This window comes from Peribacillus sp. JNUCC 23 (assembly GCF_053653995.1).
This window is the reverse complement of the sequence record NZ_CM132202.1, coordinates 2813469-2838751: the sequence shown is the minus strand read 5'-3', so window position 1 is coordinate 2838751 and position 25283 is coordinate 2813469. Positions and strand designations below refer to the sequence as shown.

Annotated in this window: 29 protein-coding genes; 20 read left to right on the top strand and 9 right to left on the bottom strand. The window is 38.8% G+C overall.

Annotated features, from left to right (window positions below):
* Positions 1-123: 123 nt before the first annotated feature.
* From JNUCC23_RS13770 to JNUCC23_RS13755, 4 genes are all read right to left on the bottom strand, one after another.
* Positions 124-657, bottom strand: coding sequence for a TlpA disulfide reductase family protein (locus JNUCC23_RS13770; protein WP_062178405.1), 534 nt, complete (start codon positions 655-657; stop codon positions 124-126).
* 486 nt (positions 658-1143) lie between these two features.
* The gene (locus tag JNUCC23_RS13765; protein WP_454211940.1) at positions 1144-2418 is read right to left on the bottom strand and encodes an MFS transporter; all 1275 of its coding nucleotides are present in this window, start codon (positions 2416-2418) and stop codon (positions 1144-1146) included.
* A 154-nt stretch (positions 2419-2572) separates the two neighbouring features.
* The gene (locus JNUCC23_RS13760; RefSeq protein WP_454211938.1) at positions 2573-3067 is read right to left on the bottom strand and encodes a GNAT family N-acetyltransferase; all 495 of its coding nucleotides are present in this window, start codon (positions 3065-3067) and stop codon (positions 2573-2575) included.
* Positions 3068-3234: 167 nt separating this feature from the next.
* Positions 3235-3474, bottom strand: coding sequence for a hotdog fold thioesterase (locus JNUCC23_RS13755; RefSeq protein WP_454211936.1), 240 nt, complete (start codon positions 3472-3474; stop codon positions 3235-3237).
* Positions 3475-3732: 258 nt separating this feature from the next.
* On the opposite strand from JNUCC23_RS13755, the gene JNUCC23_RS13750 reads away from it, so the two are divergent.
* Positions 3733-4644 carry a LysR family transcriptional regulator gene (locus tag JNUCC23_RS13750; RefSeq protein ID WP_454211934.1) on the top strand — a complete coding sequence of 304 codons (912 nt, stop codon included), beginning with the start codon at positions 3733-3735 and terminating at the stop codon, positions 4642-4644.
* Positions 4645-4873: 229 nt separating this feature from the next.
* Here the strand turns inward: JNUCC23_RS13750 and crcB (JNUCC23_RS13745) are convergent, their stop codons facing one another.
* Entirely contained in the window at positions 4874-5233 is a 360-nt protein-coding gene (gene crcB, locus JNUCC23_RS13745; RefSeq protein ID WP_062178415.1) for a fluoride efflux transporter CrcB, read from the bottom strand.
* On the bottom strand, positions 5230-5616 hold the full coding sequence (gene crcB / locus JNUCC23_RS13740) for a fluoride efflux transporter CrcB (RefSeq protein ID WP_403070437.1): 387 nt from the start codon (positions 5614-5616) through the stop codon (positions 5230-5232). Before crcB (JNUCC23_RS13740) ends, crcB (JNUCC23_RS13745) begins: the two co-directional genes overlap by 4 nt.
* Positions 5617-5881: 265 nt before the next feature.
* Between crcB (JNUCC23_RS13740) and JNUCC23_RS13735 the strand changes: the two genes are divergently transcribed.
* Positions 5882-6208: an iron-sulfur cluster biosynthesis family protein gene (locus tag JNUCC23_RS13735; protein WP_062178421.1), complete on the top strand. Its 327-nt coding sequence runs from the start codon at positions 5882-5884 to the stop codon at positions 6206-6208.
* 26 nt (positions 6209-6234) lie between these two features.
* Here JNUCC23_RS13735 and JNUCC23_RS13730 read toward each other — a convergent pair whose 3' ends face one another.
* Positions 6235-7164 (bottom strand): alpha/beta hydrolase, encoded by a 930-nt coding sequence (locus JNUCC23_RS13730; protein WP_403070442.1) that lies wholly within the window; start codon positions 7162-7164, stop codon positions 6235-6237.
* A gap of 128 nt (positions 7165-7292) precedes the next feature.
* On the opposite strand from JNUCC23_RS13730, the gene JNUCC23_RS13725 reads away from it, so the two are divergent.
* The gene (locus JNUCC23_RS13725) at positions 7293-7544 is read left to right on the top strand and encodes a YqkE family protein (RefSeq protein WP_062178426.1); all 252 of its coding nucleotides are present in this window, start codon (positions 7293-7295) and stop codon (positions 7542-7544) included.
* 105 nt (positions 7545-7649) lie between these two features.
* Here JNUCC23_RS13725 and JNUCC23_RS13720 read toward each other — a convergent pair whose 3' ends face one another.
* Both JNUCC23_RS13720 and mciZ read right to left on the bottom strand, forming a co-directional pair.
* Positions 7650-8570 carry an aldo/keto reductase gene (locus tag JNUCC23_RS13720; protein WP_403070446.1) on the bottom strand — a complete coding sequence of 307 codons (921 nt, stop codon included), beginning with the start codon at positions 8568-8570 and terminating at the stop codon, positions 7650-7652.
* Positions 8571-8716: 146 nt separating this feature from the next.
* Complete coding sequence (mciZ, locus tag JNUCC23_RS13715) at positions 8717-8878, bottom strand: Z-ring formation inhibitor MciZ (protein ID WP_082674981.1); 162 nt, start codon at positions 8876-8878, stop codon at positions 8717-8719.
* A gap of 75 nt (positions 8879-8953) precedes the next feature.
* On the opposite strand from mciZ, the gene JNUCC23_RS13710 reads away from it, so the two are divergent.
* The 17 genes from JNUCC23_RS13710 (at position 8954) to JNUCC23_RS13630 (ending at position 24805) form a co-directional block, all read left to right on the top strand.
* Entirely contained in the window at positions 8954-9505 is a 552-nt protein-coding gene (locus tag JNUCC23_RS13710) for an NUDIX hydrolase (protein WP_403070450.1), read from the top strand.
* Entirely contained in the window at positions 9506-10693 is a 1188-nt protein-coding gene (locus tag JNUCC23_RS13705) for an endonuclease Q family protein (RefSeq protein ID WP_454211930.1), read from the top strand.
* A 541-nt stretch (positions 10694-11234) separates the two neighbouring features.
* Positions 11235-11882: a stage II sporulation protein M gene (gene spoIIM / locus JNUCC23_RS13700; RefSeq protein WP_062178439.1), complete on the top strand. Its 648-nt coding sequence runs from the start codon at positions 11235-11237 to the stop codon at positions 11880-11882.
* A 503-nt stretch (positions 11883-12385) separates the two neighbouring features.
* Positions 12386-12850 (top strand): ferric iron uptake transcriptional regulator, encoded by a 465-nt coding sequence (gene fur, locus JNUCC23_RS13695; protein ID WP_062178441.1) that lies wholly within the window; start codon positions 12386-12388, stop codon positions 12848-12850.
* Between the two features lie 217 nt (positions 12851-13067).
* Positions 13068-13295, top strand: coding sequence for a YqzK family protein (locus JNUCC23_RS13690; RefSeq protein ID WP_049682018.1), 228 nt, complete (start codon positions 13068-13070; stop codon positions 13293-13295).
* A 5-nt stretch (positions 13296-13300) separates the two neighbouring features.
* Positions 13301-14194, top strand: coding sequence for a site-specific tyrosine recombinase XerD (gene xerD / locus JNUCC23_RS13685; protein ID WP_403070459.1), 894 nt, complete (start codon positions 13301-13303; stop codon positions 14192-14194).
* 262 nt (positions 14195-14456) lie between these two features.
* Positions 14457-15644, top strand: coding sequence for a phosphopentomutase (gene deoB, locus JNUCC23_RS13680; protein WP_403070462.1), 1188 nt, complete (start codon positions 14457-14459; stop codon positions 15642-15644).
* Positions 15645-15704: 60 nt separating this feature from the next.
* Positions 15705-16517 (top strand): purine-nucleoside phosphorylase, encoded by an 813-nt coding sequence (locus JNUCC23_RS13675; RefSeq protein ID WP_062178449.1) that lies wholly within the window; start codon positions 15705-15707, stop codon positions 16515-16517.
* Positions 16518-16549: 32 nt separating this feature from the next.
* Positions 16550-17854: a pyrimidine-nucleoside phosphorylase gene (locus JNUCC23_RS13670; protein ID WP_403070466.1), complete on the top strand. Its 1305-nt coding sequence runs from the start codon at positions 16550-16552 to the stop codon at positions 17852-17854.
* Between the two features lie 568 nt (positions 17855-18422).
* Complete coding sequence (locus JNUCC23_RS13665; RefSeq protein ID WP_403070469.1) at positions 18423-19589, top strand: D-alanyl-D-alanine carboxypeptidase family protein; 1167 nt, start codon at positions 18423-18425, stop codon at positions 19587-19589.
* Between the two features lie 130 nt (positions 19590-19719).
* A complete protein-coding gene (gene spoIIAA / locus JNUCC23_RS13660) occupies positions 19720-20070 on the top strand; it encodes an anti-sigma F factor antagonist (RefSeq protein ID WP_062178458.1) in 351 nt (116 codons plus the stop codon).
* Position 20071: 1 nt separating this feature from the next.
* Entirely contained in the window at positions 20072-20512 is a 441-nt protein-coding gene (gene spoIIAB / locus JNUCC23_RS13655; RefSeq protein ID WP_062178460.1) for an anti-sigma F factor, read from the top strand.
* Positions 20513-20525: 13 nt separating this feature from the next.
* The gene (sigF, locus tag JNUCC23_RS13650; RefSeq protein WP_062178463.1) at positions 20526-21284 is read left to right on the top strand and encodes an RNA polymerase sporulation sigma factor SigF; all 759 of its coding nucleotides are present in this window, start codon (positions 20526-20528) and stop codon (positions 21282-21284) included.
* A 270-nt stretch (positions 21285-21554) separates the two neighbouring features.
* Entirely contained in the window at positions 21555-22172 is a 618-nt protein-coding gene (locus JNUCC23_RS13645; protein WP_403070474.1) for a stage V sporulation protein AA, read from the top strand.
* A complete protein-coding gene (locus tag JNUCC23_RS13640) occupies positions 22162-22584 on the top strand; it encodes a stage V sporulation protein AB (RefSeq protein WP_062178469.1) in 423 nt (140 codons plus the stop codon). The genes JNUCC23_RS13645 and JNUCC23_RS13640 overlap by 11 nt, the downstream gene beginning before the upstream one ends.
* Before the next feature lie 180 nt (positions 22585-22764).
* On the top strand, positions 22765-23367 hold the full coding sequence (locus JNUCC23_RS13635) for a stage V sporulation protein AE (protein WP_403070477.1): 603 nt from the start codon (positions 22765-22767) through the stop codon (positions 23365-23367).
* Positions 23351-24805 carry a spore germination protein gene (locus JNUCC23_RS13630; protein ID WP_403072075.1) on the top strand — a complete coding sequence of 485 codons (1455 nt, stop codon included), beginning with the start codon at positions 23351-23353 and terminating at the stop codon, positions 24803-24805. Before JNUCC23_RS13635 ends, JNUCC23_RS13630 begins: the two co-directional genes overlap by 17 nt.
* The last annotated feature ends 478 nt before the right edge of the window (positions 24806-25283 follow it).

The following is a 25283-nucleotide window of genomic DNA, read 5'->3' as shown; positions in this document are numbered from 1 at the left end:
TCCACATAGGATACAGAAGGCATTCTGCTTCGAAGTCGGAACAAAAGATATGGCAAAATCAGCGAGTAGTCTTTATCCACAGCGAAACAATGGAAAAAATTCTTTGTACTGCTTTCAGATTTTTCAGCTCGCCCCGTGTGCCAAAATAGCCATTTTCTCTTCATCCATCGGCCCAATGACTTTTTCTCTAATGATGCCCTCGCGATCGATAATGTAGCTTGTTGGGATGGAAATGGTTTTGTACAGCTTTCCAACAGTGTCTGTTTTGTCTAACAAAATCGGGAATGTTAATTGATAGTTTGCAACGAAATCAGCGACCGCTTTTTCATTTTTTTCTTGAGCTGTTAAATTTACTGACAACAGAGTAATATCGGAATTACGACTTTTTTCATAAAAACTTTGCATTTCCGGCATCTCTGCTTTGCAAGGCGGACACCATGTCGCCCACAAGTTTAGAATTACGACTTTGCCTCGATAATCCGAAAGCTTTATTTGCTCTCCTGATAACGTCGTCAATTCAAAATTCGGTGCAGGTTTCCCTATTTTTACAACAGGCTGAGTCTGTCTGGATCCCGTTAGCTCCTCAGCACTGACGTATGAGTTTGCGGCTATTAGTCCAATCCATACAGATAGGATTGTATAACATAGTTTTTTCACTAACCTTTCCCTCCTTGCTAACACCATCTTTACTTAATTTCCCCTGAACACTGTCAAATATGAAAAATGATTTATAACAGAAATGTTAGGCGACGATAAAGTTATTTAATTACAAATAAAATCGTTACATTTACAATATGGAAGTATTTGTATGTATCATAAGTGCTCTTTCCAAGTCAATTATAATAGAATGTGAAGAAATGAACTTAAATTAATGACGCAGGTTAGTAAAAGAAGGAAAAAGATAATTAAGATAGCGATAGGAAAATGCAGATATACAACATTAAGGAAATCCAAATATAAATGCCTGATTTCTGGCTTCTAGCATCTGGGAATTAGGCTTTAGTTACTCCAGAACAGCACCTTTTAGTAATTAAAATATAGATTCTCTTGAATACAGGCTGCTTGCCAGAATCTATAAAAACTTTGTCAATCCTGTGCGGTGAGAGTAAAGTAAATACATCAGTTTTAGCTTTCTATGCATTGCTATATATTCATTAATCCTTCTTTTGTTAATTGACTTGAATGTTGTTTTTTAATAATAATGACAAATAAGCTTGCTAATAAACAGAAAACTCCTGCCAAGAAGAATGCCCAAGTGTAAGTGTTGAAAAATTTGTAGATCAGACCCCCTCCATAAGCAGCAGCTGCTGCACCTGCCTGATGGAATGCATAAATCCAACCATAAACTATTCCACTTTTATTGATGCCGAAGATTTGTCTTGAGATACTAATCGTTGGTGGAACAGTTGCAATCCAATCTAATCCATAAAACACAGTAAAGATAACTAGCATAGTAATGGAACCTTCATTTAATGCACAGGGAAGGAATACAAGAGAAACCCCTCTTAAACCGTAGTACCAAAATAATAGCCATCGATTATCGAATCGATCTGACAGCCAACCGGATAGAGTTGTTCCTACTAGATTAAAGATTCCCATAAACGAAAGAATCGAAGCTGCTGTAACTAAAGGTATTCCAAAACTAATACAGTAAGAAACAAAATGTGTACCAATTAAACCACTCGTTGAAAGCCCACAAATAAAGAAACTACCAGCTAATAACCAAAATTCCTTCACTTTCACAGCTTCGAATAAACCATTGAAGGCAATAACAATAGGATTTTCCTTTTGTCCTTCATTGCTCTCTTGTATTTCCTCTTCATGTCCATATGGAAGAATACCAACATCCTTTGGTGTGTTTTTCATAAATAAAAAGATTATGATAAGCATAATGAAACTAAGGATCATCATTAAACCAATCGCTGGGCGCCACGAATAATTCTCTATAATAGCTGCTAAGACAGGAAGTAAAATTAACTGGCCTGTCGCTGTACTTGCCGTTAATATTCCTACTGCAAGACCTCTTCTTTTCTCAAACCAATGATTCGCTACATATGGACTTAATACCGTTAAAAAAAGACTTGATCCTAGCCCAATAATAAAGCCCCAAATGATGATCAGCTGCCATGATTGATTCATAATGATGATTAGTATGATACCCGTCAGTAAAGTTGCCATAGAAACTATCATCATTTTCTTTAAGCCAATCACATCAAGTAATGCTGCCATAAACGGACCTGATATACCATAGAAAAACATACTAATGGCAAAAGCTAGTGCAATAACAGATCGATCCCAGCCAAATTCATTTTCGAAAGGATTTATGAAAACCCCTGATGATGACATAACAATTCCGGCTACAATAATGGAGAAAAATGTTACGGTAAGAATAAACCAGCTATAGTGTATACGTTTCAAAACTCAACCCTCATTCTATGGATATTTCTCATCATGTTCTACATTCTTGGTGTAAGATGCATTCTAATTTCCATGGAGTTACTTAAAATATTTTCCTGACTTTTTAGATGCATGGTGGCTGTTTAATCGTTTCTAACTACATATTCTCAAAAGTTCAATATTTTTTCTTAGATAGGTCTAATTTAAAAATAAGTGAATCTCTATCAGGGTAGTCATATTTAATCGGCAAATCCTCTTTGACAATCTCCTTAAATCCAACTTTTTTATAGAAACCATGTGACCTAGTAGCTTTAGATGGAGTATCCAAAATCACCTTAGTAAACCCTTGTTTCTTCGCAAAAACAAGTAATGTTTCGTAAAGACCTGTTCCTATCCCAACCTCTTTACCACGATAATCTTTATAAACGAAAAATTTCTTTAATACTGCAACCTCATTGGTTTTCTTCTGCAAACCAATAGAACCTACAACCTTTTCGTTATTATTTAACGCTATCCAAAAATTGCCACCGTCATTTATATAATTCGATTGAATGTCTAGAATATCTGGTTGTTCTTCGACACGAATACCCAATTCATACTCCGCATTCTGTACATGCAATATTAATTTAATGACATCTTCTTTATACTTATCATCGTAAACCGTAATCATTTATTAACTCCCCCAATTGTGTTTATAAAAAGATATACTATTTATATTTTTGTAATGGAAATATTGAATTTATCTACTTTACCTACTGAAATCAACAACAATGTTTAACAGAGTACGGGTCAACTTAAAATATTGGTTTAAAGCTGTTGTATTACTAGTTGAACTATTTATGAATTATTTTTCTCTATCTTTTTTTTGACAGCCGTTGTAGATCTAGAAAAACAGATAGGCTTATTCTTCTCATCTGTAATTTGAATTTCCCAAACCATGGTTGTTTTGTGGATGGGAAAACCAGTAGCTTTTACAGTTCCTTTACTCTCTCCACGAATGTGATTGGCGCTAATCTCCAATCCAATTGCATATTCATTCCCCATATCCAAGAGATTCCAACTTCCTACACTTGCCACAGTTTCACTACTGAAGCTCCTCCATGAAGCTGTCCAAAGTGTTGTCTGGTTGCATCATGAACGGGTATCGGGCGACTACCTTCTCATTTGACACTTCAACAATTTCGATTCTAAGGGTATCCAATATTTATCCTCCTGATTTCTATTTTTCTTAACATTAACTTGTAACTGATTATTAGTAAAATTGAAGTTTATGAAGTTATCCATTGATTTTTTTGATACTATAGAAGTAAGAGTAAAATAAAGGTTGGTGAAATGATGGAAATACGCCATTTTATTACGTTTAACAAGGTCATTGAAACGGGTAGCTTCACACAAGCAGCAGAACATTTAGGTTACACTCAATCCACGGTGACTTCTCATATTCAGGCGCTGGAAGAACATTTAGGCGCACCTCTGTTTGATCGGATGGGCCGAAAGATAAGATTGACTGATATTGGCAAGAAGTTGTTGCCCTATACTCAAGAGATTTTAGATACCTATGGAAAGATCGAAAGCATTACCAGTGATGGAGAGGATATAAGAGGGGAGTTAAAGATTGCGGCTCCGGAATCACTAACGGTATATCGCCTAGAACCAATATTAAGAGAATATAGAAAGAAGTTTCCTCATGTAAGCATCAGTTTAAGTAACGCCACCTGTGGAGATAACAAGAGAGCAATACTTAATGGTAGTGCAGATATTGCATTTGTCATGTTGCCACAGTTACAGGATTCAGATTTAATCGTCCATTCGTTATTAGACGAACCGATTGTCCTTGTTGGAAGTCCTGACTGTTCACTGAATAATTTAGATAAAAGCTACGAAAATCAAAAGATAAGCGAGTGTTTGATTGCGAATGAGAAAGAATGCAGTTATCGAACGATGTTTGAAGAATACCTTGGAGAACGGGGGATTGTACCTTCCCACACGATGGAGCTTTGGAGTATAGAAGCGATGAAACGTTGTGTAATGAGTGGGCTTGGTATTGCTTATTTACCTTTAATGACAGTAAATGATGAAATCAAGGAAGGAAGGTTAAAAGTAATTCCCTGCGTTGGTGGCTTTAAACAGATTTTCTCCCAAGTCGCTTATCACAAAAACAAGTGGATTTCCCCAGCTTTATCAATGTTTATCGACATTACTTTGAAACATGCAAGAGACTGGTCATGTGCGGAGACTACTTGTTGAGCGAAGATGGTGCTTTTCTTGAATAAGTTTGAAGAACACTTAGATTTATATGATTTTATTGTTATATGATTAAGCGCAGTGAAGATTTTACATTTAAAAATTAACCAACTTTATTTTAACCCCGTCCTAAAATCAGAACGGAGTTATTCGTGTTGGGGTTTTAAAATTAAATAACTTTATTGTCACTATACAGCTGGTTTAGTGAATCCTAATAGATACATTTCTTTCTTTAAATAACTAGACCAGCCAATGCTGAAATACCACCTATTATGACTGAAGTTATTACATAAAGAATTGCTAATTTTATTTTATTAGATTGTATTAAAGTTATGGTTTCATGTCCAAAGGTAGAAAAGGTTGTATATGCACCACAGAAACCAACCCCCAAAAAAGCCCATACCCAATCACTGATTTGATTTGTCTGATGAAGACCGGCAATAACTCCAAGAAAAAATGAGCCTGTAATATTAATAATCCAAGTACCAATTGGGAATGGATGCACTCTTTGAGCTTTATTCGTAATAAAACTGCCTAATAAAAATCTAGCAGTAGCACCTAATGAACCGCCTAGTCCTATTAACCAAATCATACTACATCTCCTTTTTCTTTATATGTTAATGCCAATTTACGACCTAAATAAGCTAATAGTAAGCCTAGTATTGTGGTTGTTAAAACATAGAGTAGTGCTAGAAAAATAAGACCTTCTTGGAATAAATGAATAGTCTCCACTGAAAAGGTTGAAAAGGTTGTAAACGAACCGATAAAACCTGTTCCAATAATTAACGTAAATTCGGGTCTTATTCTTTTCTTTTGGTCCATAAATGTTAGAAACCAACCGAGGAAGAGGCAGCCAAACAGATTTATTAGTAAGGTACCCAAAGGAAATCCATGATTTGTAGGTATCCATACTCCCAAAGCATACCTACATACAGCACCCAAAAAGCCACCAATCATAACTGCTAATACATTCAACTTAATCACCTTTCTCTTTTACCTTAGGGCTTAGTAACTTGAAATAAATAGGGGAATTATCGATTTTAGAGCAAAAATCCTCAGTTATACCTTCCCGCTATTGTAGTATTTTTAATTGTAAAGGGAAAGAACCCTACCGAGCTATAAGTAAATATGTGCTTTCGATCCATTACAGGTCAATTTGTTTGTAGATCGGCTTATAAGCAAAATAATTAACGCAATAGGAGAGATTCGGTATAATAGGTCTCGATAAGGAGTGGAAAGTATGAAAATTGAATGGACAGAGACGGCCAAACAGAAAATGACTGAAATACTTAATGGACAGGATGGCTATATGAAATTAAAGTATGATACAGAAGGCTGCGGCTGTGTGATGAGCGGTGTAACGGCATTATGGCTGGTGCGTGAAACCGAAGCAGACGACAAGCTGGTTGACACGAATCATATGCCTGTATATATAGAGCGTACAAAGGCCATTTTTCTCGACGAAGTAATGAAAATTGATTTTGTACCGGAAGTGAATAGTTTTCAGCTAAAAAGCCCAAATGGCATGCTGAATCCACGATTAAGCTATCATAATAAAGTAGTATGAAAAAAAGCCGTTTTGCAGGAGAATTCCTACAAAGCGGCTTTTGCGTTATTGGCTAATACATATTTATGAAGAAATTCATCAATTGCCTGCTCATACTCTTCGCGATTTTCATTGTAGCTTTGAGCATGTGCGCCATTAACCGCTAAATATAGCTGCTTGGGCCCTTGTTTCTTTTCGAATAAATCAACGGTCATCGAAGCTGGAATGAACGAGTCATTTTGACTATGAATGAACAGAACCGGTTTCTTAATATTTTGCACAAAGTCAATCGGGGAGATTGCACTCGTCCAATAATGGTCGCGAAGCCTGATAAAGGCGCGTCCAATTGGAAGGATAGTCCAGATAGGTAAAGGAATCTCCTTCGTAATCTGATGCTGTAATTGCTCTTCAAAATTAGAAAACGGGCAATCGGCGATATAAAAGTCAGCTCCATCTTCAATCATACCAGCATATAAAAGTAAAGTTGCCGCACCCATGGATTCACCATGAATGCCAATCAGAAGGTCATCTCCTCTTTGTTTCTTTAACTTAGAGATTACCGCCTGTAAATCGAATTTCTCATAATGACCATAACTGCTCGTTTTACCGCCAGATTCCCCGTGGCGGCGGTGGTCATAAATCACAGTATTGAAGCCACGTTCAAGAAAAATCGAACTATATTTAATCGAATTCACCTTATTTTCCGTCACTCCATGACAAATAATTACCCATTTATTCGTATCATGCGGTTCAATAAATAAACATTTCAATTGATAGCCTGAAGGCGAAACAACCCAGCTTTCCGTTTTCGGCAGCGCCGCAAAATCCTGTGGATTCAATCGCTTTGCTGTAATTTCACGTTTTTTAATAAATTCATCTTCTTTTTTCTTCATAAACATTACTCGATTGGAAAAATAGATGCCGATTCCGATTATGTAAATCAGCACCCCGGCTAACGCCAAAAACCACTTTTTCATTTTACATCCCTCGATTTCCATGAAATACTATCATTATATAGCTGGCAGAATCAGATGACAAATGAATCCAAATCATGAAGCAATCGTGATATACTAATAGGTACGAATTTAGTGGAGGTTTTTTTACTATGAAGAAAAAGCAAACGAAGCAACAACATCCGAAAAGAGAGAAAGACGATTCGTTAAAGCTTGGCGATTTAATCAGCGGGGATATTATGGCGCAGCTTAAAAGCAAACAAAAAGAGCTGAATGAAGCCCAAGCGGCGGAAAAAGCAGCGGAAGAAGCGAAAAAGAAAGAAGAACGAAGATTACGCGAGAAAAACAAGTCGTTTGAAGAGCTGCTTGGTGAAAGCGATCTAAATTGGAAAAATTATAAATAAATACGAAAAGGGTCTGACTCACACTTTATGAACAACAGTTTAAAGCGTTACTTACGCTTAATTTGAGCTGTATATAAAGCTTGCGAGGTCTGACCCTTTGCTTCGTTAATCTCGATGGCTGTCGTAAATTCCTGCTTTCGTCAGTTGTTTTAGGAAAAGAATTTCTTCTTCGGAAAGTGGAGTGCACAAAGTAGCACGGCAGTTTTCACGAAGCTGCTGAACGGAGCTTGCTCCTGGAATAACTGCACCAACCTCTGGATGTGACAGAACATATTGTAGTGCCGTTTCGTTCAGATTGCGTGGAGTTAGTTTTTCTTTTATCTGTGGCAGAATGGCTTCTAATTCTGTAAAGCTATAATCTAAGTATCCATTCTGCTTTATCTTTTCAGAAGCTTTCTCAAGTGTTTTTTCGCTTAGAAGCCCTTTCGCCACAGGTCCACGGGCAATTACGCTGATTTTATTTTCGGAAAGCAGCGGTAGCCATTCTTCAGGTCGACGATCAAGCAGGCTATATTGCATCATCACGGATTCGATGTTGGATTTTGCAGCAAATTCTTTAATGACATTTGGGCGAATCGAGGAAATACCATAATAGCGGATGTATCCTTCTTTTTTTAATTCCTCGAAAGCATCAATTGTTTCCTCAATATGATCTGCAATCGTGCCTCCGTGGAGCTGGTAGAGATCGATATAGTCCGTCCCAAGACGGTGCAGGCTATCTTTTACCGCTTTTTTTATATAGTCTGCGGAAGGATCCCAGCTCCAGCTGTCGAGACTCTCATTCCAGCGATTTCCAACCTTTGTGGCAATCACTACATCACCGCGGACCGACTGAAGCGATTCCCCAACAATCTTTTCATTTTGACCAAAATGATATAAATCTGCTGTATCAAAGTAATTGATACCTTCGTCAAGTGCAGCTTTAATGATTTCCTTTGCTTGGTTTTCATCGGTTCCAAGCGACATACAGCCGAGACCAATCTTAGAAATTTGTAAATCAGAATTCCCTAACTTTCGCTTTTCCAACGCTTTCACTCCTCATCATGACTGTTTCATTATAAAATGTAATATAAATCAATTGTAAAGGAGGAAGGCGACTTACTCAAAGAATTAACATTATCTGAATAGAAAGTGGTGGTTCTCTTTAAAATACTCAAGAAGCAGTCTGTCTTTCACTTGATACGTGTTAAAAATCGTTCTTTTTTCGATGAGTGAATGTCGTTAATCCAATCGTTAACAAATTCATATTTTTTTTGGAATTCTTTAAGCTTTTGTTGGATTTCCCAGCTCTTTCCCGTAAGAACAATCCCTTTTTCCAATACATATAGTTTCATAAAAATCACTCTCCAGCATTATTATGGTAAAATATATGAACGATCATGCGAGAAGTAGAACAAGGAGTGGATAAAATGAAAAAGTTTGAAGAAAAAACGATTACGTCTCAATCTATATTTAAAGGAAAAATCATTAGCCTACAGGTGGATGAGGTCGAATTGCCAGACGGAAATACGAGCAAAAGAGAAATTATTAAACATCCAGGGGCAGTGGCTGTCATTGCGGTAACCGATGAAGGGAAGATCATTATGGTCGAACAGTATCGGAAAGCTATGGAAAGAAGTCTCGTTGAAATTCCTGCTGGTAAGCTTGAGCCAGGGGAAGATCCTGCTCATTCGGCTGCACGTGAATTAGAAGAAGAAACAGGGTATGGATGTGCAGAAATGGAGCATCTTACGTCTTTCTACACATCACCTGGGTTCGCTGATGAAATAGTGCATATGTATGTGGCTCATGGTTTGCGCAAGATAGAGCAGCCAGCCGGGACAGATGATGATGAATTTGTGGAACTGATGGAATTAACCTTAGAAGAAGCTGTCCAGTATGAATTAGAAGGAAAGATCAAGGATGCGAAAACGGCGTATGCGGTTCAGTATTTACAATTACAACAAGCGATTGCTAAATAAATGAATGAATATTATGCAGATCTGCACATTCACATCGGACGGACATGGACGGGTAAAGCAGTTAAAATCACTGGTGCCAAATCCTTAACGTTATCTGAAGTGTTAAAGGTATCAAGTGAACGTAAAGGGCTGGATATGATTGGTGTCATTGATTGCCATTCACCAGAGGTCATCGAAGAAATAGACGAGTTGCTGAAGCAGGGGAGCGTAACTGAAATAGAGGGAGGCGGTTTACGATTTGGCAAAACGACCCTTATTCCTGGTTCAGAAATCGAAGTCTATGATAGCCAGTGTAAAGGCCCAGTTCATGTACTAGCTTATTTTCCTACATTAGATAAGATGAGGATTTTCTCAAACTGGATGGCGCAGCATGTGACAAATATTCAACTAAGCTCGCAACGGATTTATTGCGAAGGAAAAACGCTACAACTAAAAGTGAAGGAGTTAGGAGGGCTGTTTATTCCAGCCCATGTATTTACTCCTTTCAAAAGCTTGTACGGAAAAGGGGTCAGTAAAAGTTTAACGGAAGTATTTGACCCGAAACTAATTGATGCGATAGAACTTGGATTAAGCTCAGACACAAGTATGGCCAAAGAGATGAATGAGCTGAACGATTATGTATTTATTACGAACTCTGATGCCCATTCACTCGGAAAAATTGCTAGGGAATATCAAAAATTGGAACTCAAAGAACCGAGCTTTTCAGAGCTTAACATGGCATTTCAAGGAACTGGTGGCAGAAGGGTTGCTACGAATTATGGACTGAATCCGAAGCTAGGCAAATATCATAATACCGTCTGTGCAAAATGCTTTGCACCGGCTGAACCGAATACGAAAGTGTGCTTGAATTGCGGAGCGAAAGCAATCGTCAAAGGTGTTGCATTACGGATTGCAGAGCTTGCTAGCATAAATCATCCCCATATTTATCGTGACCGGCCACCATATATTCACCAAATTCCACTCGATTTCATTCCAGGACTTGGACTGAAAACAATGGACAAACTTCTAGACTATTTCGGTTCGGAAATGAATATTTTACATGAAGCCACCTTTGAACAATTACATCAGGTCGTACCTGAAAAAATCGCACACTATATTGATTTGGCACGTAAAGGGCAATTGGTGATTGAGACAGGTGGCGGCGGAAGGTACGGCAAGGTGAAGGCAAATGAAAAGGAATCCCATTAAAGAATTTACTCACTCGCCACAATGAGTGTTAAAAGAGTCGAAATGTTAAAACCGTGAACAGAGAATAAGGCGATATAGCTGCAAAGAAAAGCTCGCTGAAGTCACGTGGGCACTGAAAAAGTAACTCATTTTGAAAGTAGCGAAGATTTTTATCGATATACAGACAATAGAAGAAGCTAACAACCTATATATAGTGGGTCGTTAGCTTCTTTTTCTCTTTAAAAGGACTTTTTCAGTAGCCTCGAAATCACAGCAGGCTTTTCTTATTTTATAATTTTCGAAAACACGCAAGTATCCCGCACCGATTGCCATCCACACTCACACTATCATTTCGAAGAATTGTCTCAAGAACAAAGCCCAATTACTCGGGAACCCGTTTACTGCTAACATTGTTCGGATCGCAGCGAATCTCTACTCGCTTTGCTCCATACATATCCGTTGTCTGAAAAAACAAACAACTTCTTATGTTGAAAAAAATTCTGAGTCATAATGGACACGATTCATCATACAATTTAGTAAGTAATAGTCGGGAGGAAAAAAGATGAAGAAAAAATCCGTCGTACCAAACGCAGCAATTAATCATATCAACGAACATTCCTCATTGTATGTGTTTATTACCGTACTATTTTTAATGGGGGTCATCTTTGGGGCCATTCTTGTCAATAGTTTGAGCTTTACTCAGAGTGATGACTTATTTTATTATCTATCGCAATTTTTTGGACAAGTATCCGAGGCGAAAGTTACGGCTGATTGGGACATGTTTACCCAAAGCGTTTCTCATAATGTAAAATATATAGCGGTTATGTGGATATTAGGAGTGTCAGTAATCGGTCTGCCTGTAATTTTGGTTTTACTGTTTTTAAAAGGAATAGTAGTTGGATTTACAGTTGGTTTCTTGGTTAGCCAAATGGGGTGGGGGGGCTTCTTGCTTTCTTTTGTTTCGATTCTACCGCAAAATATTATTATCGTTCCTGTATTTATCATCATCGCCGTCATATCCGTTTCGTTATCGACGAAAATGATACAAAGAATTCTCATGAAACAAATTCGCGAGCCATTAAAGCCGATTATCATGCGTTATATATTTGCATTGACCGTATCGGTCGTATTTTTAGCCTGCGCTGGTGCAATTGAAGCCTATGTATCTCCTTCTCTAATGAAAAATGTCGTTAGTTTATTAAATAGATAAAACATCCATGAGCGCCTGCTCTAAAACTAAAGCGATGAAAAAGGTCCAGGTTCTATAAAGTGAAATTTCAATCAGTGGGGGGCTTCATCCCCCACTGATTTTTTAGTCCCGTTCTCCTGTAGCTAAGTTCTTCGCTTTCGCTTCGATCAATCGATAGTGCGAACCAGCTTCAATGAATTACAGACTAAGTACGCCGCGTCCTTTAGTCTTTCGTCTGTGTGACCCACATCCTGAGGGCACAAATTTTACCACTGAAGAGCACAGCGGTAAGTTTCACTGTATCTCACCAATCGGGCTTTTACGGGTAGTTATCCCATCTATGCTTCCTCGATTCTTCTAAGCTTTGAGGTGGGACTACTGCACGTTAATGCGGGATAAATTGTATCACCTATATGAAGCTCCGCACCTTTTTCGCAGAAAAATAAGCAGATGAAGATTTTCTTTTTTGACAGTTTTCCCTCTTTTGATATAATAGAAACGATACGGCGCGGGAGGGAAAAGGTATGGAGACTAGAATCGATCGAATAAAAAAGCAGTTGCACTCGTCCAGCTATAAATTGACGCCTCAACGAGAAGCGACCGTCCGCGTTTTACTTGAACATGAAGAGGATCATTTAAGCGCTGAAGACGTTTACCTCCTTGTCAAAGAGAAGGCGCCGGAGATAGGTTTGGCAACAGTATATCGTACGCTTGAATTGCTTACTGAATTAAAAATAGTTGATAAGATTAACTTTGGTGACGGAGTGTCCCGATACGATTTAAGACAGGAAGGCGCAGCGCATTTTCATCATCATCTTGTATGTGTGGAATGTGGTGCAGTGGACGAAATTCAGGAAGATTTGCTTGAAGATGTAGAAGTAATCGTTGAACGTGATTGGAATTTTAAAATAAAAGATCATAGATTGACCTTCCACGGAATTTGCCACAGATGCCATGATAAAACAGAAGATGATGAAGCAACTGAATGAGTTACGCAGCCTTTTCCTACACAAGGAGAAGGTTTTTTGCATATTTCCCTTATTTAAAGCAAAAACCCGTATAAAACCTGTCTGACTTGGCATAGATTGAAGTAAGACAAGTTATTCGAACTGTGAACCAAAGAGTGCAGACTCGAATAAAGTGAAACTTCCATAAGTGAGGGTTTTTCATCCCCACAGATGGTTAGTTAGGGGACGGAGGGAAGAAATGAAGACATCATTATCCATGTTACTTCATACTGCAAAGGTATTGCTGCTCTTCGTGAGCTTTACTGTTCTTTTTTATAGCGGCATGGTATGGTTAAATCAGGAGTTTGAAGGGTATCATCGCTATGATGAACCGAAAGGAACTGCAATTAAAGTAACAACAGCGGAACATCCAGAAGAAGAGACGTGGTTTAGCAGGCTTATGCTGTTTTATTTAAATGGGGAGTAATGCACATGGAAGATCAAATAAGAGATTATATTCACTTTTTGACCGTGGAGAAGGGGCTTGCTAAGAACACTCTTGTTTCTTATGAGCGAGACTTGAAATCGTATCAGACCTACTTGAAAAATGTCAGTCAACTGGCTAGTTGGAACGATTCCCGCAGGACGAACATTATCCATTTTCTTGCACACTTGAAAGACCAAGGGAAATCCTCGAAAACAATTGCTAGACATATTGCTTCGATCCGGTCCTTTCACCAATTTCTCATCCGTGAAAAAGTGACAGACCAAGATCCATCTGTACATATTGAATCACCACAGCCAGAAAGAAGTCTTCCGAAAGTGCTAAGTATGGAAGAAGTTGAATCATTACTTGAATCACCAAAGCTTATCGAGCCATATGGATTTAGGGATAAGGCGATGCTTGAGCTCTTATATGCAACAGGTATGCGGGTGAGTGAATTGATTAATCTCAATGTATCTGATGTTCACTCGACAATGGGCTTTGTACGTTGTGTCGGTAAAGGGAATAAAGAAAGAATTATTCCGATTGGAAAAACAGCACTTTTCGCCATTGACCAGTATCTAGTTCAAGCTCGCGGCAAATTTGTTAGTAAAAATTATAAAACCGATTCACTATTTCTGAATCATCATGGGAATCGCCTGACTCGGCAAGGCTTTTGGAAAATTTTAAAGAAGCTTGCGAAAGAAGTAAACATTGAAAAAGACCTAACGCCACATACATTACGCCATTCGTTCGCCACGCACTTATTAATGAATGGAGCCGATTTAAGAGCGGTGCAGGAAATGCTCGGGCACGCCGATATTTCAACCACGCAAATATACACACATGTGACAAACGTTCGTTTGAAAGATGTGTATTCGAAGTCCCATCCAAGAGCTTAATAGATGGATAGAGGAATGTACCAAAAGGTTTAGACCTCGCACACTACACATTGTTTATCGATTTAAAGGACTTTAATTAGACTGTCAGTAGTGGTTGCGAGGTTTTTAAAATATATAATCATTGAAAAAAGGATAGTCATTCGTTTACAATAAGGTTGTCAGACTTCTGACCTCGAAGAACGCTTACATTTTAAAACGAGATTTAATCAATATTATTACGGGTAGTATAAAAGATAGAGGTAAAAAGCAAGGAGGAATGAACATGAAAGAAGTATCTAAATATAAACGGATTTTCTTAGTTGTGATGGATTCAGTCGGGATCGGCGAGGCGCCGGATGCTGAATTATTTGGTGATAAGGGTGCGGATACACTTGGTCATATCGCAGAGAAGATGAACGGATTAAAAATGCCGAATTTAGGGAAATTGGGGCTAAGTAATATTCGAGAAATTCAAGGTGTGGATAAAGCGGAACAACCACTAGGATTTTTCTCTAAAATGCAAGAAGCATCAACGGGAAAAGATACAATGACTGGTCATTGGGAAATTATGGGTCTTAATATCACGAAGCCTTTCCGCGTCTTTCCTGACGGGTTCCCAGAGTTGCTCATTCACGAATTAGAAGCAAGAACAGGTCGCTCAATCATCGGAAATATTCCAGCAAGTGGAACAGAAATTCTCGACCAACTTGGTGAAGAGCATATGAAAACAGGGGCGCTGATTGTTTATACGTCCGCTGATTCTGTTCTTCAGATTGCCGCGCATGAAGAAGTGGTTCCGCTAGATGAATTATATAAAATTTGTGAAATTGCTCGTGAATTGACATTGGCTGATGAATATAAAATCGGCCGTGTCATTGCTAGACCGTTTATCGGGGAATCAGGCCATTTCCAAAGAACGTCGAATCGCCATGACTATGCATTAAAACCGTTCGATCGAACGGTTATGAATGAATTAAAAGATGAAGGTTTGGACGTTCTGGCCATCGGGAAAATCTCTGATATTTTTGATGGGGAAGGTGTAACTAAGTCATTGCGAACGGTTTCCAATATGGATGGAATGGATAAATTATTGCAGACGCTAGATATGGACTTTACAGGCTTAAGTTTCTTAAATTTAGTTGACTTTGATGCATTATTCGGACATCGCCGCGATCCAATCGGATACGGAAAAGCGTTAGAGGAATTCGACGCACGTATGCCAGAAGTGTTTAGTAAATTGAGAGAAGATGATTTATTAATCATTACTGCAGACCATGGGAATGATCCCGTTCACGCAGGAACAGACCATACACGTGAATACGTACCATTACTTATCTACTCAAAACGCTTTACAGACGGGAAAGAATTGCCAATTAGTCAAACATTTGCTGATCTCGGCGCAACAGTAGCAGATAATTTTAAGGTGAAAATGCCGGAGTTTGGAAAAAGTTTGTTAGGATATCTTCATTAAAAGATTGCTGATGTTGGTATTGCTCACGAACAATAAAAAGAATAAAGGGAGAATTGCGGAATGTACGAAAAAATTGAAAAAGCAGCATCGTTTATTAAAGAAAAGTTTAATGCAACACCAGAAATCGGCTTAATTTTAGGATCAGGTCTAGGTGTATTAGCGGACGAAATTGAAAATGCAGTGAAAATTCCGTACAGTGAGATTCCAGAGTTCCCAGTGTCAACCGTTGAAGGGCATGCAGGGCAGCTAGTACTTGGCGAACTAAGCGGGAAAAAGGTTGTCGCTATGCAAGGCCGTTTCCATTATTATGAGGGCTATCCTATGGAATTGGTCACGTTCCCAGTTCGTGTTATGAAGCTTCTTGGTGTGGAGAAAATGATTGTGACGAATGCTGCCGGTAGTGTGAATGAAAGTTTTGTTCCAGGTGATTTAATGCTCATTACAGATCATATAAATTACACAGGGACAAATCCTTTGATCGGACCGAACGATGAGCGCTTTGGTCCACGCTTCCCGGATATGTCTGAAGCATACAGTAAGCAGCTTCGTGCAAAAGCGAAGGAGATTGCTACTTCACTTCAACTTGATACAAAAGAGGGAGTCTACTTAGGATTTAGCGGTCCAACTTATGAAACACCAGCAGAAATCCGTCTTGCAAGGGTTATGGGCGGAGACGCAGTAGGGATGTCAACTGTGCCAGAGGTTATCATAGCTCGTCATTCAGGGATTGAAGTGCTAGGTATCTCTTGTATCACGAATATGGCAGCTGGTATCTTGGATCAGCCACTATCGCATGAAGAAGTGATTGAAACGACGGAGAAAGTAAAAAGCAGCTTCTTAAGCTTTGTAAAAGAAATTGTTAATCAAATGTAAATTAAAAATTTTTTAAGAAGTGGTGATTTCAGATGAGAATGGTTGATTTAATTGCAAAAAAACGGGATGGTTTTGAACTATCAACAGAGGAAATTAACTTTATTATTGACGGTTACACAAAGGGATCGATTCCTGATTACCAGATGAGTGCATTCGCCATGGCTATTTACTTTAAAGGCATGGCTGAAAAAGAACGTGCTGACTTAACGATGGCGATGGTCAACTCGGGAGATACGATTGATCTATCAGCAATAGAAGGAATTAAAGTAGATAAGCATAGCACCGGTGGTGTAGGTGATACCACAACGCTTGTGCTAGGCCCGCTTGTTGCTGCAGTCGGTGTACCTGTTGCGAAAATGTCAGGCCGAGGTCTTGGCCACACTGGCGGTACCATTGACAAATTGGAAGCGGTAGAAGGCTTCCATGTTGAAATTGAAAATGAAGAATTTATCCATCTTGTCAACAAAAACAAACTCGCTGTAATTGGTCAAAGTGGAAATCTGACTCCAGCTGATAAAAAACTCTATGCTCTTCGTGATGTAACAGCAACAGTTGACAATATCGCGTTGATTGCAAGCTCGATTATGAGTAAAAAAATTGCCGCTGGTGCGGACGCTATCGTCTTGGATGTAAAGACAGGCGCGGGGGCATTTATGAAAACGGTTGAAGATTCTGAACAGTTGGCTAAGGCAATGGTAAGCATCGGGAATAACGTAGGCCGTAATACAATGGCGATAATTTCAGACATGAGCCAACCACTTGGCTTTGCCATCGGAAATGCATTAGAAGTAAAAGAAGCGATTGATACATTAAAAGGGGAGGGACCGGAAGATTTAACGGAACTTTCCTTAACGCTTGGTAGTTATATGGTGTATTTAGCGAAGAAGGCGGAATCTATTGAAAGTGCAAGAACGATGCTTACACAAGCAATCAAGGACGGCTCAGCACTTGCTTCTTTCAAAAATTTCCTTGAAGCACAAGGAGGAGACGGGACGATTGTTGATCATCCGGAGAAGCTTCCACAAGCCCAATACATATTTGAGCTTGAGGCGAAAGAAGATGGATATGTTTCTACAATCGTAGCAGACGAAATAGGAACAGCCGCAATGCTTCTAGGAGCAGGACGGGCTACAAAAGAATCTGAGATTGATTTAGCTGTGGGCCTTATGCTAAATAAGAAGATTGGCGATCGCGTCGCCAAAGGGGAGTCCCTTGTGACAATTTACAGTAACTTTGAAGACGTTTCTGCCGTCGAAGAAAAACTGTATGCTAATATTACAATTTCTTCTGAAAAAGTCGAAAAACCAACGCTTATATACAAACAAATTACGGAATAATTTTGATGAAAATAAGGTTGTCCTAAAGGGTCAGGCCTCACACTCTATACACCGTTTATTGTGTTCTGTTCACGCCTTAAACGATATATAGTAGATGTGGGTTCTGATCCTTTTTCATGGTGGGCACTGAAAAAGTCTATTTTATTATCTGTATATTGATGAAAATCTTCAAAACTTTTATAAAGAATTCCTTTTTCAGCGGCCTCTTTCTCATGGGACGGCTTTTTTTGTATTTAAGGAATAGGAGTTTAGCTCACGGCTGATATATGAGAAAATCCGCTGATATAAGTTGCAAATTGGCCGATATATTGTGGGGAATGGCTGATATCTGTAAATTAGGCCAATATTTGAATGAAACCACTCCAATTGCAACGAAGACCGCTTAATTTAGTAGAAATTGGATGAAATAATTTATTAATGCGTCGAAGTCAAGAAACATGAGTCGAGTCGAAATAAAAGCAGATACCGATAGATACCTTCCTTCATTTTCCTTTTTAATTGACAAGGTCTGTATATTAATGATTATTTTGGAAAAAATAAAGCTATCAAGAATAGGAGGGGTTTGCAGATGAAGCGGATAGTAAGTATATGCGCAGCCATTCTACTACTAACAAGCATGAGCATTCCACATAGTTTTGCTGCTGAGAAAAATGGTATTGAATTAGCAGAACAGGCGAAATCGGCCATTTTAATTGAAAGAGATACCGGAACAGTTTTATATGACAAAAACGCAGAAGAGCAGCTACCGCCTGCTAGTATGACAAAAATTATGACTATGCTACTCATCATGGAGGCGCTTGATAAAGGTGAATTAAAGTTAAATGAAAAGATTAGCACAAGCGAATATGCCGCCTCAATGGGAGGATCGCAAATCTTTCTAGAACCTGGAGAAGTTATGACGGTTGAACAAATGTTGAAAGGAATTGCGATTGGTTCAGGAAACGATGCATCGGTTGCAATGGCTGAAAGATTGGAAGGTTCTGAAGAAGCATTTGTCACCAAAATGAATAAGAGAGCGAAGGAACTAGGTGCAAATCAAACGAAGTTCCAAAATGCCACAGGACTCCCAGAGTCTGATCATTACAGTACAGCGCATGATATGGCGATTATGGCCAAGGAATTATTGAAATATGACTTAATTACCGAATTTACAGGGACATACGAAGCATACCTTCGTGAAAATACCGACAAGAAATTCTGGCTTGTCAATACAAATAAACTTGTTAGATTTTATCCAGGTGTTGATGGATTGAAAACTGGATTTACAAATGAAGCGAAATATTGCTTAACAGCGACTGCGAAAAAAGGCGATATGCGGGTCATTGCGGTCGTAATGGGGGCCCCGACACCGAAAGAACGGAATGCACAGGTGACGAAAATGCTGGATTATGCATTTTCACAATTTATGACCCACCCGCTATATAAGCGAGGTGTCGATCTTGATACGGTTTCTGTAAGTAAAGGGAATAAGAAAACTGTTACGGGTGTAACGAGTGAGCCGATTTCTGTATTAACCGCAAAAGGCGGTTCAGCGAAAGATTTTACAAAAAATATCAAACTCGACAAACATATAAAAGCACCGATCAAGAAGGGTGAAAAAATTGGAACAATTGAAATCTTAAAAGATGGAAAAAAAGTGACGAGCTCACCCGTCGTAGCGAAAAATACAGTGAAGAAAGCAAGCTGGTGGGATCTATATAAACGATCTTTCGGCATGTTTACAAAAATAGAGTAGCGTTTTGTGTCAAAATCAAGCCAAATCCTACTTTTTTAGCCGAAAACCCACTAGTTTTGCCAATAAGAAGGAATTGACTCTCTAAAAGTAGAAATTCACTCCTTATACGACAGATAAGGAGGCATGAAGTTTGAGTCTGATAATTGAAATGGAAACTAAAAATCGAGTCTTATGTATCCGTCTAAAAGGAGAATTGGATCACCATACAGCTGCAAAGCTAAAACAACAGGCTGAATCCGTGCTGGAGAAACAGGAGATTAAACATATCGTGCTTAACCTTGAAGAGTTAACATTTATGGATAGCTCAGGGCTGGGCGTCATTCTTGGACGCTATAACCAAATTAAGAAAAACAAAGGTGAAATGGTTGTCTGTGCAATCTCGCCATCTGTAAAGCGCTTGTTTGATATGTCAGGATTGTTTAAAATTATCAAGCTTGATATTTCTGAAGAAAATGCTTTACAAAGATTGGGGGTTGCCTAATATGAAAAATAAAATGGAATTGACATTCTCGGCACTCAGCCAAAACGAATCGTTTGCGAGGGTGTCTGTCGCATCATTTATCGCACAATTAGATCCGACACTGGATGAATTAACAGAGATTAAGACTGTCGTATCTGAAGGGGTGACGAACTCCATCATTCATGGCTATGAAAATGACCCGACTGGTGTTGTTTATATTTCTGTTGTCCTTGAAGAAGATATGGTTGAATTGGAAATTCGTGATGAGGGCCTTGGAATCGAAGACTTAGACGAAGCACTTCAACCGCTTTATACGACAAAGCCAGAACTCGAAAGATCGGGAATGGGATTTACGATTATGGAAAATTTCATGGACGAAATGCATGTCATTTCCCATAAAGGCGAAGGAACCATCATTCGACTAAAAAAGCACTTAACTAAAACCAAAGCTTTGTGCAATTAAGGGAGACACGCCTATGGATGTGGAGGTTAAAAACAAGAAGAACCAGGTCCATTTAAAAGATGACGAATTACGGATGCTAATCCGACGCAGCCAGAGTGGGGACCAAGAAGCTAGGGACAAGATTGTAAATAGTAATCTAAGATTAGTCTGGTCGGTCGTGCAGCGATTTTTGAATCGAGGCTATGAGCCTGATGATTTATATCAAATTGGCTGTATCGGTCTTCTGAAATCTGTTGACAAGTTTGATCTATCGTTTGAAGTGAAATTTTCCACGTACGCGGTTCCGATGATTATCGGTGAAATTCAACGTTTCATCCGTGATGATGGGACCGTAAAAGTAAGTCGATCGTTAAAGGAAATGGCTCATAAGGTCCGGCGTGCTAAGGAAGAACTTTCGAAGACATATGGGCGAGTCCCAACATTGACGGAACTTGCCGAGCACTTGGAGCTGACTCCAGAAGAAATTGTCCTTGCACAGGAAGCAAGTCGCAGTCCATCATCCATTCATGAAACCGTATATGAAAATGATGGGGACCCTATCACCCTGCTTGACCAAATTGCAGATACGAATGAAACAAAATGGTTTGATAAGATTGCCTTAAAAGAAGCGATTCATGGACTGGACGAACGAGAGCGATTAATTGTCTATTTGCGTTATTATAAAGATCAAACTCAATCAGAGGTGGCCGTGCGTTTAGGTATATCGCAAGTGCAAGTATCCCGTTTGGAAAAGAAAATCCTTCAACAAATGAAAGACCATATGAATCAGTGATTCATATGGTCTTTTTGCGTGTAAAAAAACATCTATGAGAGTCTACTCCCAACTTAGGCGATGAAAAAGGTTCAGGTTCTAAAAACTTCACCACCTTATGAGGGTGGCTTTGCTGCGCTGATTTTTTAGAAGCTCCGCACCTTATCCGTAGAAAGAAAAGATAACAGTTGAGTCGAATGGTAATTTTTAGTCATTGTGATTCTCCCGTATGTTCCTTTGATTTCCAATCCATACTACAAATATAAGGAAAAACAGTGCGGGGTGAGTGATATGGAACTAATATATGTACGAATGCGAAACCGCGTATACGTCAAATTAAATCAGGAAGTGAAGGTTAAAGATGTAGTAAAAGTAATTGGTCCTGAGGATATAGTGAGAAAGCTTGAGGACATTACCTTGTTGGAAGTAAAAAAAGAGGACAAAAATATCATCATTATTGATCTAGTTCAAGTTATCCAAGAAATAGGAAGAATGGACGGTGAACTTGAAGTACAAACGTTTGGTCCTGCTCAAACCATCGTAGAAGTAGTCGATGAAAAAAGAAAATTCTCATTTTTATTTTTCATCGGAGTGTGGATGCTTTTGTTTATTGGTACAGGAATCACGATTATGAACTATCATGTCGATGTGAGTATGCAAGAAGTCCATCAAAAATTATTTAAGCTTATTACAGGTAGGGAAGACAAGAGCCCGTTATTGATTCAAATTCCTTATAGTTTTGGCTTGGGACTAGGGATGGTCCTGTTTTTTAATCACTTTTTTAAAAAACGATTTAATGAAGAGCCAAGTCCGCTTGAAGTAGAGATGTTCAATTACCAACAAGATTTAGACCAATATGTGATTATGAATGAAAATAAGGAAAGTATCCGTCAAATTGATGACAGGTAATTTGATTTTAGTTGCCGTTATCGGTTTTGCAGGCGGACTTTCTGTTGGCGCTGGATTTGTCGCTTTCTTAACTGTTCTCGGACTACTACCAAGGCTAACTCAACTGACAAAAACGATGAAAATGATTCATTATTATGAATGGGCCGTAGTATTTGGCGTGCTTGCTGGAGGATGGCTTAGCCTGCAAGGAAATATCTTGCATTGGAATCAATACGTATTGCCGATCATTGGTGTGGCAAACGGCGTATTCAATGGAATGCTAGCAGCTGCATTAACGGAAGTGCTAAATGTGTTTCCCATTTTATCCAAACGGATTGGAATACAAGATAAAATGGTTTATCTAATCATGGCCGTAGTATTTGGAAAGGTGATTGGATCATTGTTTCAATGGATTTATTTCGTCAACTTGTGAAGGGAGATGAACATGTGGAAAATGGTTTATGCAAGAATTTAACCCTAAACCTTTATTCTGTTCATCTCGGTTTAATAGGCGTAATACCCCGATTCAATTTTGGTGAGAGAATCAAGAAAAAATAGGTGGGGGAAAAACCACTGATGGAAATTTCACTTTAATATAGAAAGGATACTTTTAATGGTTAACAAACGAAAAGTAATCCTCATAACCGATGGTGACGAATATGCAAGAAGGGTTGTTGAGATTGTAGCCAAGGAAATTGACGGTCGCTGCATCTCCATGTCTTGGGGGAACCCTACCACTCTTTCAGGCAAGGCCATTGTTGAATTAATAAAAAAAACACCCAAAGACCCTGTATTAGTGATGTTTGACGATAGCGGGATTGTAGGAGAAGGTGCAGGAGAGACTGCTATGCGCTATGTGGCTAATCATGAGGACATTGAAGTACTCGGCATCATTGCTGTTGCTTCAAGAACGCGGCATGAAGAATGGACGACAGTAGATGTTAGTATTGATCGAGATGGTAATTTAACAGGAAATGGCGTAGATAAGTTTGGGGCAGAAGAATTTGAACCAGGAAAGATTACCGGAGATACCGTTTACTGTATCGATCAGTTACATGCACCGATTGTCGTAGGAATTGGTGATATCGGAAAGATGTCAAAAAAAGATGATTATGAAAAAGGTGCTCCCATCACCAAGCTTGCAGTCGAACTTATTTTAGAAAGGAGCGGGTATAGTGACGAACAAAAAAGAGCACAAAATGCGACCGATTCCTGAAAGCGTAGAAGAAACAGAAGCATTTATGAAAGAGAAGGTCGGCCTGGGAGAAAGTTTTGATTTAGGTGTTAGAAAGCTAATTATTCTTAAAAAACAGGTTCATGTGTATTATGTCAACGGTCTGACAGATACAGCATTTATTATCGATATCTTGGAGCAGCTCGTAGACCAGAATGATACAGAGAGACATACTCAAAAGGTGTTTGAAAAAGTCCATAATAATTTAATACATCAATCAGTCGACGAAATTAAGACACTTGATGAATTAGTCGATCAAGTACTCTCTGGTTTAATTGTAGTACTTGTAGATGGGACGCCAATCGGACTCGTTGTCGATGTCAGAAGCTATCCAGGAAGAACACCAGTAGAACCAGATACAGAAAAGGTGGTACGCGGTTCGAGAGATGGCTATGTAGAAAATATTATCATCAATACAGCACTGACTCGTAGGAGAATCCGAGATGAACGGCTTAGATTTGAAATCATGCAGGTTGGAGAACGGTCAAAAACGGATATTGCTATCGGCTACATAAAAGGGTTGGCTGATCCAGACTTGATAGATATTGTACGGAAAGAATTAAGCAATATTAAAGTGGACGGATTGACGATGGCTGATAAAACAATAGAAGAATTTCTCGTAAAACAAGGGTACAATCCATATCCACTGATTCGATATACGGAACGGGCGGATGTCGCGTCGACCCATTTAATGGAAGGTCATGTCATCGTTTTCGTGGATACTTCTCCAAGTGTTATCATTACTCCTGCAACGATTTTTCATCATATGCAACATGCAGAGGAATATCGTCAGGCCCCAGCCATTGGTACACTTGAAAGATGGGTTCGATTTTTAGGAATTTTTGCTTCTGTTTTACTATTGCCAGTTTGGTTCTTATTTTGTTTGGATCCATCCTTATTGCCGGAAAGACTAGCATTCGTAGGACCAAATGAATCAACGAATATTCCGATCATCTTGCAAATCATTATAGCGGACATTGGAATTGAATTTTTGAGGATGGCAGCCATCCATACGCCAACCCCACTCTCAACAGCAATGGGACTAATTGCTGCCGTCTTAATTGGTCAGATTGCTATCGATGTTGGATTTTTCGTACCAGAAGTCATACTCTACGCTTCTGTTGCTACAGTTGGAACATTCGTTACACCAAGTTTGGAACTCGGAGTGGCGAATAAAGTCTCACGGCTAATTCTTTTAATAGGCGTTGCGGTATTTAAGTTGCCTGGTTTAATCATTGGCATAACGTTGTACATCATTTTGCTAGCTAGTGTAAAAACGTTGAATACGCCATACTTATGGCCTCTTATCCCGTTTCGTCCAAAAGCACTGTCGCATATTTTGTTAAGAAGACCTTATCCAGGTTCGATAATCCGACCAAGTATTGTACATCCACAGGATCGATATCGACAACCAAAATAAAGTGAAAATTCAATCAGTTGAGTTTTACTACCCGTTAATGTGAGATAAGTGAAAAAACGAAGATACCTTTAATAAATGGAGAAAGTTAAACCAAATTGTTAGTTCATTCATGTGAAACTGCGGTTTCACATACTTTTAGCTATGCTAAAAGGGCAGCAATAGCTAAAATGATCCAAAAATCAACAGCGTTGTATATGTAGCCTTATAAAAAGAAGTTTCACATAAGTATTGCTGTTGTCGAAAAGTTGTGGTAATTTAACTTTATTCTAAAATCAATAGTAAATCTTTGAATAGCTAGTGGAAAGAAAAAAATTCCACATGGAAGAGGCTGTCTCGTAATGAAAGGGTTCAGATCTCAATCTCCTATATATTGTTTATATGACATAGACATGACACAATAAACGGTGATAGTGTGTATGGTCAGACCCTTTTGGGGACATCCCTCAAAAGAACTCCGGGAATTAGCTCCAAAGACGGG